The following is a 16,555-nucleotide window of genomic DNA, read 5'->3' as shown; positions in this document are numbered from 1 at the left end:
TACCACAGATTGCCTGAGAACAAGTAACCGGAAGCGTCTGGACCACCTCCGGTTATGTTCAGGTTCTTAAGTACAATCGTTTACAGCAATTATTCTCTACTTACCCAAACCATACAAAAGTATGCAATTGATGCCTTTCTCCGAAAGCAATATGTTTTGCTTTGCCTGGAGCCGAACAATTCCACGATTACCAGTAAAACTATCACCGGCTATGAAACTAAAGCTGCTTTGTGTCATGATGATATTGTTGCAGATACCCGCCTGGGCGAATGCGCAAACGGTCAGCCTCTCGCTGCGGAATGCCTCATTGAACAAGGTTTTCGATGAAATACGAAAACAAACGGGATATACTTTCCTGTATACTGATGAGCAACTATTTCAGGGACGTGAAGTGACCATTGACGTGAAAAATGTGTCCTTACAACAGGCCCTGGATGCATCTTTCAAAAACCAGCCACTCTCCTACACCATCTCTGATAAGACGATCATTGTAAAGAGAAAACCAGCACAGTCCGCACCTGCACCTCCGGCTCCCGACAAGGAAGTAAAAGGCACTGTTGCCAATGAAAAAGGAGAGCAACTACCGGGCGCCACCGTACAGGTGAAAGGTACTGGCAAAGGAGTGATCACCAATGAACGGGGAGAGTTCAGCATCAGTATACCGGATGATAACGCAGTGCTGGTGATCTCCTCACTGGGTTACAACAAAATAGAAATACCCGTACAGGGGAAAACACAATTACCCGTTACGCTGACTGCATCCGCTTCGAGCATCAATGAACTCGTGGTAGTCGGTTACGGCGAACAGCGGAGAGCCACCATGACGCATTCCATCACAACCGTATCAGCAGCGGCATTTCAGGACCAGCCGGTAAACCGCTTAGACCAGGTATTGCAGGGAAGAGCGGCAGGCGTACAGGTCACCAATGCTGCGGGCTCTCCCGGAGGCGCAGTAAGGATACGTATCAGAGGTGCCAACTCCATCAACGGAGATAATGGCCCGCTGTATGTAGTGGATGGTTTTGTAGGCGCGGAATTTTTCGCCATCAATCCTGATGATATTGAATCTGTACAGGTATTGAAAGATGCTTCGGCTACGGCTATATTTGGTAGCAGAGGGGCGAACGGCGTCATCATCATCACCACCAAAAAAGGAAATAAAGGCGGATTGAAGGTGAATTTCACCTCCCGCTTATCTACTGCTACCGTCATCAAAAAAATGGACCTGTTGAATGCGGCCGACTTTGCAGAAACCGCTAATGCACACGCGCAGGCAGTAGGCACCGCCCAACCATTCACCGCGCAACAGATCAGCGATTTCCGCGCCAAGGGAGGGACTGACTGGCAGGATGAAATATTCAGAAGCGCTCCTGCACAGGAATACCTGCTGAGTCTTGCAGGTGGTAGTGATAAGACCAGTTATTTTATATCCGGCAACTATCTCGACCAGGATGGCGTGATCAACAACTCATTTTATAAACGCTATACCTTACGATCCAACATCAGTTCCACACTGTCCTCCAAAGTCACTGCCTTCCTCAATATCACAGGTTCTTACAGTGAAGCGCAAAATGTAGACATTCCTGCCGATGGCCCCAGCAGTCCGCTGGCACAGGCTATCACATGGTCGCCCACAGTACCGGTGAGGAAAGCTGATGGCAGCTTTACTATTACAGATCCCGTAGGTTCTGTTTTCTATAACCCGGTTGCACTCACCGTAGACAGACTGGCAGTAACAGACAGGATGCTGGCTAATGCCATAGGTGGTTTCAAATTTGAACTGCTGCGTGGACTTACCTTCAATACTCAATACGGGGTCAATTATCTGGAATACGAAAACAAAAGTTTTGCGGGTAAAGCCACCAATTCCGGCAGCGCCACCAGCAGTCTTCGTTCTAATAAAGAAATAAGATTACAGAGTACCAATACGCTGAATTATCACCGGGTATTCAACAATACACATAACCTGGATATCACTGCGGTATCAGAGTATCAGCAAACCACCTACAACTATCTTTCTGCAGGCGCTTCCAACCTGACATATGAATCGTTCCTGTGGAACAACCTTGCTTTAGGTACGCCCGGCAGCCCTGCTTCCGGATACTCTAAGTCTGCACTGTTCTCACTGGTAGGTCGTGTGAATTATGGCTATAAAGATAAATACCTGCTCTCCGGAGCACTGAGAAGGGATGGTGCATCCAAATTCCTGGGCAACAACAAGTATAGTTATTTCCCGTCTGTATCTGCCGGCTGGGTCATCACCAATGAACCTTTCATGCAGCAGGCACGTTTCATCAGCAACCTGAAACTGCGTGGCAGCTGGGGTTCTACCGGTAGTCAGAGTGTCAACGCCTATAGCACCTTTTCTTCATATTCCAGGATGATCGCCTCGTTTACCAATTCCACTTTCCTCAATGGCATTGTGCTGGGCAACATCGGCAATTCCGATCTCAAATGGGAAACCACAGAACAAAAGGACATAGGCATAGATGCTGGCATCCTTGATGACAGGATCAATATTTCTGCGGATTATTTTGTGAAAGATACCCGCGATCTGTTGCTGAATGAAAACCTCCCCATGTATCTTGGCGGCAATACCATTACCCGGAATGTCGGCGCAGTACAGAATAAGGGCTTTGAATTTTCAATAGAAGGGGCGGTTATCACTAAAGGTCCCATCACCTGGAATACCAGCCTGAATGCTTCCTTTATCAAAAACAGGATACAAACACTCGGGGCAGGAAAAAAACTGATCTTTGACCCCACCGACAGAAAGATCGGTGGCGGTATGTCGCCCCAGTCAGAATTCGTGATCATGCCGGGACAACCGCTGGGCGCTATCTGGGGATTGACCTACCTGGGCACCTGGAAACCCGGCGATAGTAAAGCACAGGAATTTGGGGCAGTGCCGGGCGATGCCAGATACCTTGACAAAGATAACAATGGTGTGATAGACGCTAACGATTATGGCGTGATCGGTACCGGTATTCCCCGCATATCCGCCGGATGGAACAACACCATCACTTACAGGTCATTTACCTTAAACCTATTCTGGCAGGGACTCTTCGGATTTGATAAACTGAACTACAACAAAGCTGCCGCTATGTATTACGGTGGTGATGCCCGTGAAGCTACCTTTGTAGATATAAAGAACCGCTACATACCCGGTGTGAACGAGACATCAGACATCCCCGGATTCAGCAGCACCAACAGGAACTTCACACAGAGCACCCGCTTCCTGGAAAAAGCAGACTTCGTGCGACTGAAGAACGTTAGCCTGTCTTATGATATCAGGAAACAGCAGTTAAAGAACCTCCTGGCTGTAAAGTTATTCCTGAGCGCCACCAATCTTTTCACCATTACCAGTTATAGCGGGATAGATCCTGAGGCCAATTCATCCGCCGGCGATATCAGGCAGGGCATCGATTTCGGCTCCTATCCAAATGCAAAGACCATCACCGGAGGTGTTACACTAAGCTTTTAAAGAATTGTTTATGAAAAGAAGATTCCACATGAAGAAAATATACATGGTCATTTGCCTGCTGTTGACAGCAGGATGCAGCAAACAGCTGACAGAAGATCCCCGCGGACTTGTTGGTGGTTCACAGGCGTTAAGCAGCGTAGCGGGGCTGGAATCGGCCCTTACAGGCGCTTATGGCAGCCTGATGGTACCCTGGAACAGCGGCTTCACTACCGTGTCACAGATCGCCATGACGATGGGCGCAGAAGATCTTACCACGCACCCCGGCTCCAACAAAGAAGAGTTCAGGGAATTTGACCGCTTCAATGTATCCTCGCTCAACAGCAGGATGAATCCCATCTGGTTGGGATGCTACAAGACCATACAATCCACCACCAATATCATCAACAATTACCACCAGGTGCAGGATGGCACTACCGCCACCGTGAACGCTATTGTGGGCGAAGCCAGTTTCCTGCGGGCCCTGTGTTATTACTGGCTGACAAGGCTATGGGGCGAAGTACCTGTTCTTCCTACGGAACAATATTCACCTGATCTGCTAAACCTGAGCAAAAGCGCTCCTGCTGTTATTTATAAGCTTATAGAGGAAGATCTGGCCAGAGCTGAAGAGATGGTGCCAGATAAGAAACGCGACCCGGGAAGGCCCAATAAAGGTGCTGTAAAGGCATTGCTGGCGGATGTATACCTGACAGAAGCAGGCTGGCCCCTGCAAGACCAGTCAAAATATGCACTGGCAGCTGCAAAAGCGAAAGAAGTGATAGATAACAAAGCTGCTTACAATTTCGATCTGTTCCAGGATGGTTATCTGAAGATCTTTGCAGGCGGTACTACAGAAGATGTTTTCACGCTATTCACCCGCGGACAATGGTCTACTTATAACTCTTTCTATGGCTTATCTACCATGCCCGAAAATGAAGGCGGCTGGAGTGACTTCTTCCCTGAGCTGAAATTCTTCCGGGGCTTCCCCGCAGGCAGCAGAAAAGATGCCACATTCTCCACAGAATTTGTTGTAGGCGGCGATACTATTCCCTGGCAGGAAACAACTACAAAACATCCTTACTACAAAAAGTTCACCATACAGTCTGGCGCTAAAAATGTATACATGTCCAACAATCCGGTGATCATGATCCGTTATGCCCATGTATTACTGATCTATGCTGAAGCACAGGCCCGTGCTACCGGCAGCCCTGATGCACAAGCCTATGCTGCGGTAAATGCCGTACGCCAGAGAGCCGGCCTTCTTCCATTGCCCGAGGGTTTGTCAGGAGCCGATTTTGCAGCAGCAGTAGTACAGGAACGTGCATGGGAATTTGCGGGCGAGTGGAACCGCTGGTTTGATCTCGTTAGACTGGAACAGGTAGAAGCCGCCAATGCAGACAAAGACCCGGGCGACCTGGCGCCTGCGGGAACGATCACCAAAAAGCAATACTGGATGCCTGTGCCGGGGGCAGACGCGATCATTAATCCGAATTTATAGCGTATATAACCCACACTTAAAATTTCCGTTATGAAAAACATCTCAACACTTCTCGTGTTGCTGGGGCTATTGTTATGCCATAAGCTCAGCGCACAATTTATGTTACTCGACGACATGGAGGGTAACGGTCCCTGTTCCGGAAGATGGACCTATTATGCCGGCAACACTACCACCGGAAAGGTGCAGTTTGGCGTGCCGAACCCGGCGCCCTCCACCCTCAATCCAAGCCCCCTGGTGGCAAAGTTCATCAAAGACACCAGCTGCTTTGAGTACATGACCGCCGGTTGCTCTCTTACTGACTCCTTTGACCTGAGCACTAACAGTGTGTTTAAAATGCTGGTATACGCCAGCACCAAAGACGAGATCATGTTTAAGCTGCAGCCGGGAAGCAACTACGGCAAAGCGGTGTATTTCACGTACAAAGTAAGCCAGGTCAATCACTGGGAAGAAGCCACCTTCAACTTCCAGAGCGTGAAAAACAGAACAGACCTGAACCGCGTGGAAGTCCATTTCATTGATGGTAAAAAGGCGGATGGCATTTTGTATTTCGATCTTGTACAAGCGCCTAATCCGACAAACATCACCATCTCCGGTCCCAACATACCTATGGGACAGGAAGATGGTAAAGTGATCACCGCAAAGGTCAACGGTACCACCTTTAAACCCGCACTGACACTCAGCAACTGGACCTCTTCCAATCTGCCGGCCGGTGTATCCATTGGTAGTGTACAGCGCCTCAGCGACTCCACCGCCGCTATTACGCTAAGTGGTAACTCGCCTGATAATTATTCTACCAAAACCTTAAAGCTGACTATATCCGGGCAGGAACTGACCACCGCCAATGCCGCTACCTATCCCGCGAAAGGAACTGTCACATTTGATGGTAATCCCGGATGGACCATGATCTATGACGATGAATTTGACGTAGCTGGTAAACCCGATCCTACTAAATGGACAGTTGACCCCAGGCCTAAAGGATGGATCAATGGCGAACAGCAAGTGTATACTGATACCACGTACGACAATGCAAAGGTCAGGAACGGGGAACTGGTCATCACCGGGAAAAGAGACTATCCGACAGGCGACAGTACAATACCCTGGTCGTCCGCACGCCTCATCTCACAGAACAAAATGGACTTCAAATACGGTAAAGTAGAAGTCAGGGCCAAACTCCCACGTGCCCGCGGTTCCTGGCCTGCCATCTGGCTCATGCCTACCACCAGCGCCTATGGCGCATGGCCGAAAAGCGGGGAGCTGGATGTCATGGAGCATGTCGGAAACAATTTCGGTACCGTCCTCTCCACTGTGCATACGCAGAATAACAACTGGACCAATGGCAGTCATCTTTCTGCTTCAAAAAAAATCATGGATGCAGATACCGTATTCCATGTATATGCCATGGAATGGACGCCTGACTCAATACGCTTTACCTACGACAGCATGAAGTGTTACACCTATGTCAATCCACATACCGACTGGAAAGACTGGCCATTCGACCAGAAGTTTCATATCATACTCAATGTTGCCATTGGCGGCGGTATGGGTGGCGCTATTACACCGGCCGACTTCCCGGACAGCATGACGGTAGATTATGTGCGCGTATACCAGAAAGGACTGGGTACTCCCATACTGGATACGATTATGCTTAGTCCTGCCGACATAAGATTTATAGCAGGCAAACAGCAGCAGTATACTGCAAAGGCATATGACCAGAACGGACAACCAATAACTATCACACCGACCTGGAATATCACCGGCAACGGCAACAGCATTACTTCCGCAGGATTAGCCACACTGGATACATCAGGTATTATCACGGTAACGGCAACAGTCAATGGTGTGACAAAATCAACGAGCACATATGCTAATCTGCGTATACCGAACTACAAACTTATACCTGTAAAAATACAAGCAGAGCAGTTTGACAACTCCAACTCCTGCTGTACAGAACCTACCTCCGACACCGGCGGTGGTCAGAACATCAGCTTTATAGGCCCCGGTACCTGGTTTGAATATGATATTGCCGTACCAGCAGACACTGTAGATTACAAGATACAATTCAGAGTAGCTGTAAGCACTGCATGCAGCCTGAAGATACAGATCAACGACAGCACCCTCCAAACAGTCAACCTTCCTGTTACAGGTGGCTGGCAGAACTGGAGCACCGTTACCTCAGCGCCTGTTACCCTGAGTCCCGGCAACCAGACGATCCGTATCTATTCTAATGCTTCCGGCTGGAACTTCAACTGGCTGAACATTGTACGGGACAGTTCAGCAGCGCGCATCGCTTATGTTGCTCCTGTTATTGTGAAGGACGAAAAACTGCGTATCTATCCTAATCCTACTTCAGGGCAGCTGACAATAGATTTGCAGGGCAAGACTTATAAAATGCTTACACTGCTGGATATACAGGGTAACGTGATCAGGCAATGGGGTATAAGGGCAGGTGAAAAACAGGTCTCCCGCGATCTTGGATTCCTGCCGGCAGGTACTTACTTCCTGCGGTTTGATCGCCAGAAAACATTAAAGTTCCTGAAACTTTGATAGGTTACTGGTGCCCTATCAATCGTACGAGCATGCTTATTGGCTTTCGCTTATGTTTGGGAGTCCTGCATATCATACCGATGGGTAGTACCGCGGTCTCAGGCTGGGATCACTGGCTGTAGTTCTTTGAAGCTGCATGCTATTAAGCATTTGGAATCGTATGGGCTTTTGAATAGGTATTAAACCCCTATCAATCGTACGAGCATGCATATCGGCTTTCGCTTATGTTTTGGAGTCCTGCATATCATACCGATGGGTAGTACCGCGGTCTCAGGCTGGGATCACTGGCTGTAGTTCTTTGAAGCTGCATGCTATTAAGCATTTGGAATCGTATGGGCTTTTGAATAGGTATTAAACCCCTATCAATCGTACGAGCATGCATATCGGCTTTCGCTTATGTTTTGGAGTCCTGCATATCATACCGATGGGTAGTACCGCGGTCTCAGGCTGGGATCACTGGCTGTAGTTCTTTGAAGCTGTGTGCTATTAAGCATTTGGAATCGTATGAGCTTTCGAATGGGTATTAAACCCCTATCAATCGTACGAGCATGCTTCAAACAACTAAGGCCAGTGATTCCCACCTGAAACCGCTATACTTATTGGCTTTCGCTTATTGATTAGGGGGCTGTAATACCTGACCGCAATGCATTGACGTCATTATTGAGGACAATTAATGTGTGTTATTGGCAGATTGGCAGAATACTCATCATCGTCCTGATAAATGGGACCCAATACATAATCGTTGGGAGAGCATAAGTAGCACCGGTTTCAGATGGGAATGGCGGGCCTTCGGCTCTCGGGTGACACGACCGATGCCGCCCAATCTGATTCAAAATCTCATTCGATTGACAACGATCAATAGCCTTCCAGAGAGGCGCCGACCGACATCCCATACTGAAACCGAAGCTACTTAGCGTGTACAATAATAAAAACAGGGTGTGCCAAAAATAATTGACACACCCTGTTTCATAAATCGAATGGCGTACTACTTCTTATGAATACTATACAACCTACCATTATCAGTAACCGCATACAACGCACCATCACTCCCCTCAGTAATATCACGGAAACGCTGTTCCTCTTTTTCCAGCAACCTCTCCTCTCCCACTACTTTATTGTTCTCTATCACCAGCCTGGCTATATGAATGCTGCTCAGGCCACCTATAAACAAGTTGTTCTTCCATTCAGGAATGCCCTTACCAGAGTAGAAGGTAATACCACTCGGAGACAATACAGGATCCCAATAATAAACAGGCTGCTCCAGCCCTTCCTTCTGCTGAATACCTTCCCCTACTTTATCACCTTTATACTCAATGCCATAAGTGATGATCGGCCATCCATAGTTCTTACCTGGCTGGATGCGGTTCAGCTCATCTCCACCCCTTGGCCCGAACTCTGTTTCCCATAGGTCGCCTGTTGCAGGATTAAAGGCCAGTCCCTGTACGTTACGATGGCCATAGCTGTATATCTCAGGACGTTTATCGGCCTGTCCTTCAAATGGATTACCAGCAGCGGGTTTACCGTCTTTGGTGATGCGCAGTACCTTTCCAAGCGCAGAGTTCAGGTGTTGCGCCTGAGGCCTGGTTTCAAGGTCAGAGCGTTCACCTGTGCTGATCACCAGGTTGCCTTCTTTATCAAAGACAATTCTTCCCCCATAGTGCAGCGTACCTTTATATGCAGGAGTAGCACGGTATATAACCGTAGCACCTTCTATTTTCTTTTCATCTGCGGATAGTTTTCCTTTCGCCACAGCAGTTAAATTACCTTCAGGAAGCGGGTCTGAAAATACCCAATATACGATCCTGTTGTTACTGAAGTCAGGATCTACACGTACGCCCAGCAATCCTCCCTGTCCGTCAGGATTCACCTTGGGGAGACCGGTAATAGGTTCGCTCAGTTGTCCGGTAGTGGTGGCGATACGCATTACACCCTTCTTCTCGGTAATGAGCAGCCTTCCATCTGGCAGGTTGGTAATGCCCCAGGGACTTTCCAGTTTATCTGTCAATACAGTACCCTCATACGGTGTCCTGGTCTTCACACCGGCAATGCGTGTCTGTCCCGGGAATGCCGGTTTGTAGTCTGTATTAGGTGCTTTCGTCTCCACGGGAGCAGTAGAACTGTCGGGGGGAGCCGCTGTGGAATCTGTTCCATTGGGTTGACCGGATGGTCCGCTACAGGAGGCGAGGGCCAGTGTGGCCCCTGCGATAATAGCCTGAATGTATGTTCTCATACGTTCAATTTAATTTAAAAAATTGATTTGTCTGTCAATGATATGTTGGGTGGTTGCTACAGGGAACTGACGGCCGCTATCAGGGATTGGGAAGGTATATCTTAAACTCCGTTCCCACTCCCGGCATGGATGTAAGCTGTATATCCCCGTTCAGTTTCTCTATGGTTTCTTTCACCAGGTAAAGCCCTAAGCCGGAGCCTTTGGACTTTTCGGATATCCTGTAGAACATATTGAAAATATACTGGTGATAGTCTTTGTGAATACCAATGCCATTGTCTTTGACACCTATCAATGCGCCCCCAGCCCTGGCAACAACAGTCACCTCCACATAGGGAGCTGGTTTAGCAGGATCGCAATAACGCACAGCGTTGGATATAAGGTTATTGAGAATGATGGATATCCGGCTTCTGTCAGAACAGAAAGTACCGTCTTCGTCTATATTGATCCTGATCTCTACATTGGAATTGCCGGTACTGATAAATTTCAGGCTGTTCCTGATATCTATCAAGAGGCCGGAAAAATCGATAGGCGTTCTTTTTACTTCCAGCCTTGCATTCCTGGAATAGTCGAGAATATCGAGGATAAAAACGTCCAGCTTTTTGATACTTTCTTCCATCATGGAGAGGTTCTGCTTTATGTCCCCGTCATCTGTCTCTGAAGCTGTAAATTCGATCAGTCCCAGGATAGAGGCCAGTGGCGCCCTAAGATCGTGGGATACGCTGTAAACAAACCTGTCAAGTTCGGTATTCGTTTTCTTCAGTTTGTCGTTGGCATCTTCCAGTTCCCTCCGGTACCTGATCTCTTCAGTTACGTCCCTGAAATTGACAATATACCCCTTTATCACTTCTTCTTTCGAATGATTGGTAGCAACACCTTCGAGCCATACCCAGTGACCATCCTTCGCACGGAAACGCACTTCAAAAGGCAGCGGTTCTTCCGGCTTCGTATTGAGGGATAACAGTGAATGAGCGATGAAACCACGATCTTCCTCATGAATATAATTCAGCATGGAAGTACCCACAAATTCTTCCGTAGCATATCCTATGATACGCCCGATAGATTCTGTTGCGAAGGTATAATCAAGGTGTTCGTTGATGATAACAATCGCGTCGTTGGAGTTTTCCAGCAGGGTACGCAATTTCAGCTCACTGTTAGCCAAAGCCAGTTCGGCCTCTTTTCTTTCTGTAACATCAGCGCTGATACCATCAATACGGATAAGCTTACCCGCCACGTTCAATGTTGGCCGCATCCGGGTCAGCAACCATTTTATCTGACCATTCTTATGACGGATCCTGTATTCTACCTGGCTGTTCTCACCCTGGCTCAGCAGCAGGTTACTTTCATGCATCTTCTTTTTGTCTTCATCGACAATGACAGTGAACCACAGAAAGGGATCTTTCGTGAACATCTCCGGCGCATAACCATACAAACGTGTACATGCCGGCGATATCTGCAGTAGTTTGTCCTGGTCAACATTTACGGAAAAGAAAACTTCATTCATGGTATTGAACAATGTGCGCAGTTCCGTATTGGCATCAACGATAGCTCTCTCAGCCAGTTTGATCTCTGTGATGTCCATCGTAACACCTATCAGGCTTACCGGTTCTCCGGTATGTTCATCTTTGATCACCTCCGCTATTTCCCGCACTATCCTTGGATTGTTCAGATCTCCACCCGGTATGATACGATACTCCGTATCATACCGTCCTGTCTCCATATAAGCCCTGTTCACTTCTTCCAGCATAAATCCCCTGTCGTCAGGATGGACCAGGCCGATATATTGTTCGTAGGTTATTTTAGTCTCTGAGGGATCTATTCCCAAAAGATGGAACAATTCGGCTGACCAGTAATTCTGTACCGCAGACAAGTCACGCGTGGCCGGTACATCCCAGCTGCCTGCCTTGGCCACACGCTGTATCGTTTTCAGGTGTACTGTTTCCCTGAGTGTCTTCTGTTCATTGAATACGATATTCCTGCACTCGGCATTTAACAGGTCTGTCGCATTTACGATTGATCGCATTGTTTCGCCATCGCCGATTACGGGTGAAGTCTCGGCGCCAAGTAAATTCAGCGTCTCCCATAAAATATGATAGAGTTCTTCCAGTGTTCCGGTTTCCTCGTTACTCTTCCCAATCTCCTGCTGCATTGTCGTGGTGTCGTTCAATAACACATCCAGCTCATGTAACAGATCGGGAGGAAGAGGAAGATCGCTGCCGGCAAAATGTTTATTTAACAACGCTTCTAGTATAACATTCATATGACGCAGTTGTACCGGGTAGAAATATGTTATTTGGGGGGAATACCTGTTGTCATGGATTGCCAACGTCCTTCAGCTTATCACCTGTCAGCGGTTTGTTGAGAAACTGGCAGACATAAGGATTGTTCATCGCCAGTTCCCGGTCTTCAGGAAGCAGGGATGAGGAAAGCATCACGATGATACATTTCTTTTTTACTGATTCCGGCAGCTTTTTATATTCTTCCAGGAAGTCGAAACCATTCATCTTAGGCATGTTGATATCCAGGAATATCAGGTCGGGCAGCGCTTCTTTGTTTTCCTGGTTTTCCGAAAGATAATTAAGCGCATTTGTTGCCGAATCAAGCGGCAGTACCTCTCTGGCAAAGGCATGTTTAGTGAGTACTTTTTTTGCAAGAAAACGGTCTATCTCCGCATCATCTACAACCATTACCTTCTCGAAATTAAAGTTGTTACTATCCATTAGCGTTTTATTTAAATAAGCTAGGTAAAAATATGTTGAATGTCGTTCCTGTACCAGGCGCTGACGCAAGGGTGATCCGGCCTTTCAGTTTATCAACCGTCTCTTTCGCAAGGTACAAGCCCAGACCGGAACCGTTGGACTTCTCAGACACCCGGAAGAACATATCGAAGATCCGCCCATGATATTCCTTCGCAATCCCGATCCCGTTATCGCGGACGGTGATATCCGCCCCTTCAGGACCAGCGGCAATATTCACTTCCACAAAAGGATCCGCCTTCTCCGGATCAGCATATCGCACAGCGTTTGATACCAGGTTGTTCAGCAGTATTGAGATCCTGCCTGCATCCGAGCCGAATGTACCATTCTCCTGTATATTTATGTCAAACCGCACAGCTGACCTGCGGGAGTGCAGAAATTTAAGATTGTCTTTTATATCTGCCAGTAACTGGTGAAAGTCCACTGCCTGCACTTTTATTTCCAGCCGCGCATTACGGGAATAGTCCAGGATATCCAGGATGAACCTATCCAGCTTTTCTATACTCATCTTCATCATTCCCAGGTCCTGCAATACGTCTTCATTTTCCGTTTCTGACATGGTATATTCGAGCAATCCCAGTACTGATGCCAGCGGCGCTCTCAAATCGTGAGACACGCTGTATACAAAGCGGTCAAGTTCATTATTGGTCTTCTTCAGCCTGTTGTTGGATGCTTCCAGCGCTTTCCTGTACCTGATCTTATAGGTAACGTCCCTGAAGTTACCAATGTATCCTCTTACAATATCTCCATTTAAATGGTTGGTAACCGATCCTTCGCACCATATCCAGCCATCGTCCTTTACTCTGAACCTTATCTCAAAATGGACCGGGGTTTCCGGTTCTTTCTCCATTGCGTTAACAAGACCATTTACAGTAACATGATCGTCCGGATGAACAAAATCAAATACCGAAGTACCGGTAATTTCCTCTGCAGCGTAGCCGATCATACGGCTCAGGGATTGGGTGACAAATAAGAACCTGAGTTCCTCACTTGTTACAGTGATGGCGTCATTAGAATTTTCCAGCAGTGATCTGAACTTCAGCTCACTGTTCGCCAGGGCCAGTTCAGCCTCTCTTCTTTTAGTGACATCGGTAACGATCCCGTCTATTCTCACGAGCTGTCCGTCGTGCCCTAATGTCGGCGTGATTCTCATTTCCACCCAGCGTACTTCTCCGTTTTTATGACGGATCCTGTATTCAACCTGGTTACTTTCTCCCTTATTCAGACGCTTGTTGCTTTCCAGCACCGCTTTCTTATCATCGTGATGGATAACAGTGAACCACAGGTCTGGAGTGCTGAAAAACGCTTCCACGCTATAGCCATACAATTGTACACATGAGGGCGATATCTGTAATAGTTTCTCCTGTTCCATATTGACGGAAAAGAACACATCCTCCATCACGTCAAACAGCTTTCTCAGTTCCACATTCGCTTTAAACAGCGCCCGCTCGGTGTTTCTGATATCACTGATATCAAAAGTAACGCCTATCAGGCTGGTACTTTTCCCCGTAGCCCCATCCTTTACCAGTTCGCCGATCTCCCTTACGGTACGCTCCTGTTGGGGATCTTCCCCACGCCACATCCGGTATTCAATATCATATCGTCCTGTCTCCTTAATAGCTTTGCCGACGGCTGCAGCCAGATAAGACCGGTCGTCAGGATGTACATAATTTTTATACACCTGAGAAGTAGGGTGTACTGTACCAGGTCTTACGCCCAATACAGCAAAGAGTTCATCTGACCAGTAACCCGGCATCTGCAGTTCATCATTTATTACCGGCAGTTCCCAGCTGCCGGCGCTGGCGAGCGACTGTATTGTTTTCAGATGTTTCATTTCCCGGAGTAGCTTCTGCTGCCGGAAAATCCTGTCCGCGCATTCCTTCTTCAGCCTTCTGGCCAGCCGGATCAGAGAAGGGGCATCCCGTCCATACTCATCCATATCCTGACTGCTCCCGAAAACATTCAGACTATCCTTTAGTTGCCGGCGTACAGTCTCAAGGGCTGCATCTGCCACAGACGTCAACCGGGATGCTGATGCCTGTCTGGCATCAAGTAACTGACTGATATCGCCAAAAAATGCAGCATATGCCGGAGGGATACGGTCTTCATTGAAGTATTTGCTGATCAGATGCTTTACTTCCTTATTCATTGTATTCGATAAATGTCTTAATAGATGCTATGCATGCTGGATAGTAAAACCGCGGAAACCTTTATAAATCAGAGCAAATCTCAAGCCGGAAAACCCTGACAGACCTTTATTCTTTTTTTGATATTATCACTATTACGGTTACATGTTATATCAGCAACCAGATATATTAAACAATATACCGAACATTCCATTATCATATTTAACCATAAAATATCCAAGAGAAACAGTAAAATTGGAACCCGACGAATGACTTTTTTGCCTAAATTAACGCTTTAAAGCTCAGCTATATATGAAACAAGTAAAAAAGTACCCCGCGGCGGCTGCTATTACCATCTTCGGGGCGAAAGGCGATCTGACGAAACGTAAGCTCATTCCCGCACTGTATAATCTTTTCACCGATAATCATCTGCCTCCTGCATTTTCCATCTACTGTGTAGATTTCCTGGAAGTAGACCAGGACGAGTTCAGACAGGATATGTTATCAGGAGTAAATGAATTCAGCCGGAACGGCATTGCTGAAACTACGAAATGGAATGAATTTGCCGCCAGACTTTTCTACTTACAGGGCGATTTTGTTAAAAAGGAAACTTACGTTAATCTTAGCGAAAAAATAAAAACTTTTGAAAAGGGAGCCGGTCAGGCTGTTTCAAGGATCTATTATTTTGCCGTTGCGCCCCGCTTCATTGAAACTATTTCAGACGCATTATACGAGCACAATCTGTGCAACAAGGAGAACCTGGACCGTATTGTGGTAGAAAAGCCATTCGGTACCGATCTGGACTCTGCCAGGAAGCTAAACCGTTTTCTGGCCAGGCGATTCGATGAGAAACAGATCTATCGTATTGACCACTATCTGGGTAAAGAAGCCGTACAGAATATCATGGCATTCCGCTTTGCCAATTATGTGTTTGAGCCATTGTGGAACAAAAAGTACATCGATCATATCCAGATCAGTGTTTCTGAACAGGTGGGTGTGGGTAAACGTGGCGGTTATTATGACAGCAGCGGCGCCCTGCGGGATATGATCCAGAATCACCTCCTGCAACTGCTTTGTATCGTGGGTATGGAATGTCCGGGCGCATACAAATCCGAGCAGATCAGGGATGCCAAAACCAAAGTGATGAAGAGTGTAAGACCGTACACGAATGCAGAGGTCTTTAAGAACGTGGTACGCGGACAGTATACAGCCGGTATGATCAATGAAGATCCAAGACCAGCCTACCGCAAAGAAGGACAGGTAGCTGCTACCTCCCTCACCGAAACCTTTGTGGCAGCCAAATTGTTCATCGACAACAAACGCTGGCAGGGCGTACCGTTTTTCCTGCGTACCGGTAAGTCCATGCCTGCACAATCGTCTGTGGTGGTGGTACAGTTCAAGAACAGCCCGCACAAAATATTCAGGGACGATATTGTTCCCAACCGCCTTATCATCAGCATTCAGCCTGAACTGGAAATTAGCCTGCTGTTTGAAAGTAAGGTGCCCGGCCTCCAGATGAAACTGAAACCGGTGGAAATGGACTTTACCTACAAGGAATCATATACAGAAACGATCCCCGAGGCATATGAAGCATTGCTGCTCGATGTGTTACATGGCGATGCCACCCTGTTCATGCGTGCAGACCAGATAGAGGCAGCCTGGAAGGTAGTGATGCCAATTCTCGACGCCTGGAAGAAATACCCTGCCAGGGACCTGAATATGTACAAAGCCGGCAGTTGCGGGCCTGAAGCTGCCCAGAAACTCCTGAAGCCTTATGCGAAGGAATGGTATGAACTGCCTTTCAGCAAAACAGTAAAAGCCATACCCGATCTGAAAAGCGTACAATAAATATTCTAAAGAAAAATAGGCACCGGGTCATTCAATGACCATCTGTTCCATCAGGTATTCAAATGAAAAAAGCCTGTCCGCCAGAGGTGGACAGGC

General features: G+C 47.4%; 8 protein-coding genes. 4 read left to right on the top strand and 4 right to left on the bottom strand.

The genetic code is table 11. The features are described from left to right. Positions 1–211 precede the first annotated feature (211 nt). Genes F3I09_RS19745 through F3I09_RS19735 form a run of 3 tightly spaced genes read left to right on the top strand, consistent with a single transcriptional unit; the run spans position 212 to position 7,502 of the window. Positions 212–3,484: a TonB-dependent receptor gene (locus F3I09_RS19745; RefSeq protein ID WP_188133879.1), complete on the top strand. Its 3,273-nt coding sequence runs from the start codon at positions 212–214 to the stop codon at positions 3,482–3,484. Between the two features lie 10 nt (positions 3,485–3,494). Beyond that, positions 3,495–4,958 (top strand): RagB/SusD family nutrient uptake outer membrane protein, encoded by a 1,464-nt coding sequence (locus F3I09_RS19740; RefSeq protein WP_223233305.1) that lies wholly within the window; start codon positions 3,495–3,497, stop codon positions 4,956–4,958. A 30-nt stretch (positions 4,959–4,988) separates the two neighbouring features. Further along, complete coding sequence (locus tag F3I09_RS19735) at positions 4,989–7,502, top strand: family 16 glycosylhydrolase (protein WP_149696767.1); 2,514 nt, start codon at positions 4,989–4,991, stop codon at positions 7,500–7,502. Between the two features lie 985 nt (positions 7,503–8,487). Here the strand turns inward: F3I09_RS19735 and F3I09_RS19730 are convergent. The 4 genes from F3I09_RS19730 to F3I09_RS19715 form a co-directional block, all read right to left on the bottom strand. Then, positions 8,488–9,732: a PQQ-dependent sugar dehydrogenase gene (locus tag F3I09_RS19730; protein ID WP_149696766.1), complete on the bottom strand. Its 1,245-nt coding sequence runs from the start codon at positions 9,730–9,732 to the stop codon at positions 8,488–8,490. Positions 9,733–9,811: 79 nt separating this feature from the next. Then, complete coding sequence (locus tag F3I09_RS19725; protein ID WP_149696765.1) at positions 9,812–11,989, bottom strand: PAS domain-containing sensor histidine kinase; 2,178 nt, start codon at positions 11,987–11,989, stop codon at positions 9,812–9,814. A 52-nt stretch (positions 11,990–12,041) separates the two neighbouring features. After that, positions 12,042–12,449: a response regulator gene (locus F3I09_RS19720; RefSeq protein WP_149696764.1), complete on the bottom strand. Its 408-nt coding sequence runs from the start codon at positions 12,447–12,449 to the stop codon at positions 12,042–12,044. A 7-nt stretch (positions 12,450–12,456) separates the two neighbouring features. Next, positions 12,457–14,634, bottom strand: a complete 2,178-nt coding sequence (locus tag F3I09_RS19715) for a PAS domain-containing protein (protein ID WP_149696763.1) — start codon at positions 14,632–14,634, stop codon at positions 12,457–12,459. Between the two features lie 289 nt (positions 14,635–14,923). Between F3I09_RS19715 and zwf the strand changes: the two genes are divergently transcribed. Continuing rightward, on the top strand, positions 14,924–16,459 hold the full coding sequence (gene zwf, locus F3I09_RS19710) for a glucose-6-phosphate dehydrogenase (protein WP_149696762.1): 1,536 nt from the start codon (positions 14,924–14,926) through the stop codon (positions 16,457–16,459). Positions 16,460–16,555: the final 96 nt, after the last annotated feature.

It is taken from the genome of Chitinophaga sp. CF418 (assembly GCF_900142925.1).
Classification (GTDB): domain Bacteria; phylum Bacteroidota; class Bacteroidia; order Chitinophagales; family Chitinophagaceae; genus Chitinophaga.
The sequence above is the reverse complement of the archived record's forward strand: the minus strand, read 5'-3'. Positions and strand labels throughout refer to the sequence as shown.

Coding starts and splice junctions, on each gene's coding strand:
- zwf (WP_149696762.1), top strand. CDS start 14,924: ATGAAACAAGTAAAAAAGTACCCCGCGGCGGCTGCTATTACCATCTTC.
- F3I09_RS19740 (WP_223233305.1), top strand. CDS start 3,495: ATGAAAAGAAGATTCCACATGAAGAAAATATACATGGTCATTTGCCTG.
- F3I09_RS19715 (WP_149696763.1), bottom strand. CDS start 14,634: ATGAATAAGGAAGTAAAGCATCTGATCAGCAAATACTTCAATGAAGAC.
- F3I09_RS19745 (WP_188133879.1), top strand. CDS start 212: ATGAAACTAAAGCTGCTTTGTGTCATGATGATATTGTTGCAGATACCC.
- F3I09_RS19720 (WP_149696764.1), bottom strand. CDS start 12,449: ATGGATAGTAACAACTTTAATTTCGAGAAGGTAATGGTTGTAGATGAT.
- F3I09_RS19735 (WP_149696767.1), top strand. CDS start 4,989: ATGAAAAACATCTCAACACTTCTCGTGTTGCTGGGGCTATTGTTATGC.
- F3I09_RS19730 (WP_149696766.1), bottom strand. CDS start 9,732: ATGAGAACATACATTCAGGCTATTATCGCAGGGGCCACACTGGCCCTC.
- F3I09_RS19725 (WP_149696765.1), bottom strand. CDS start 11,989: ATGAATGTTATACTAGAAGCGTTGTTAAATAAACATTTTGCCGGCAGC.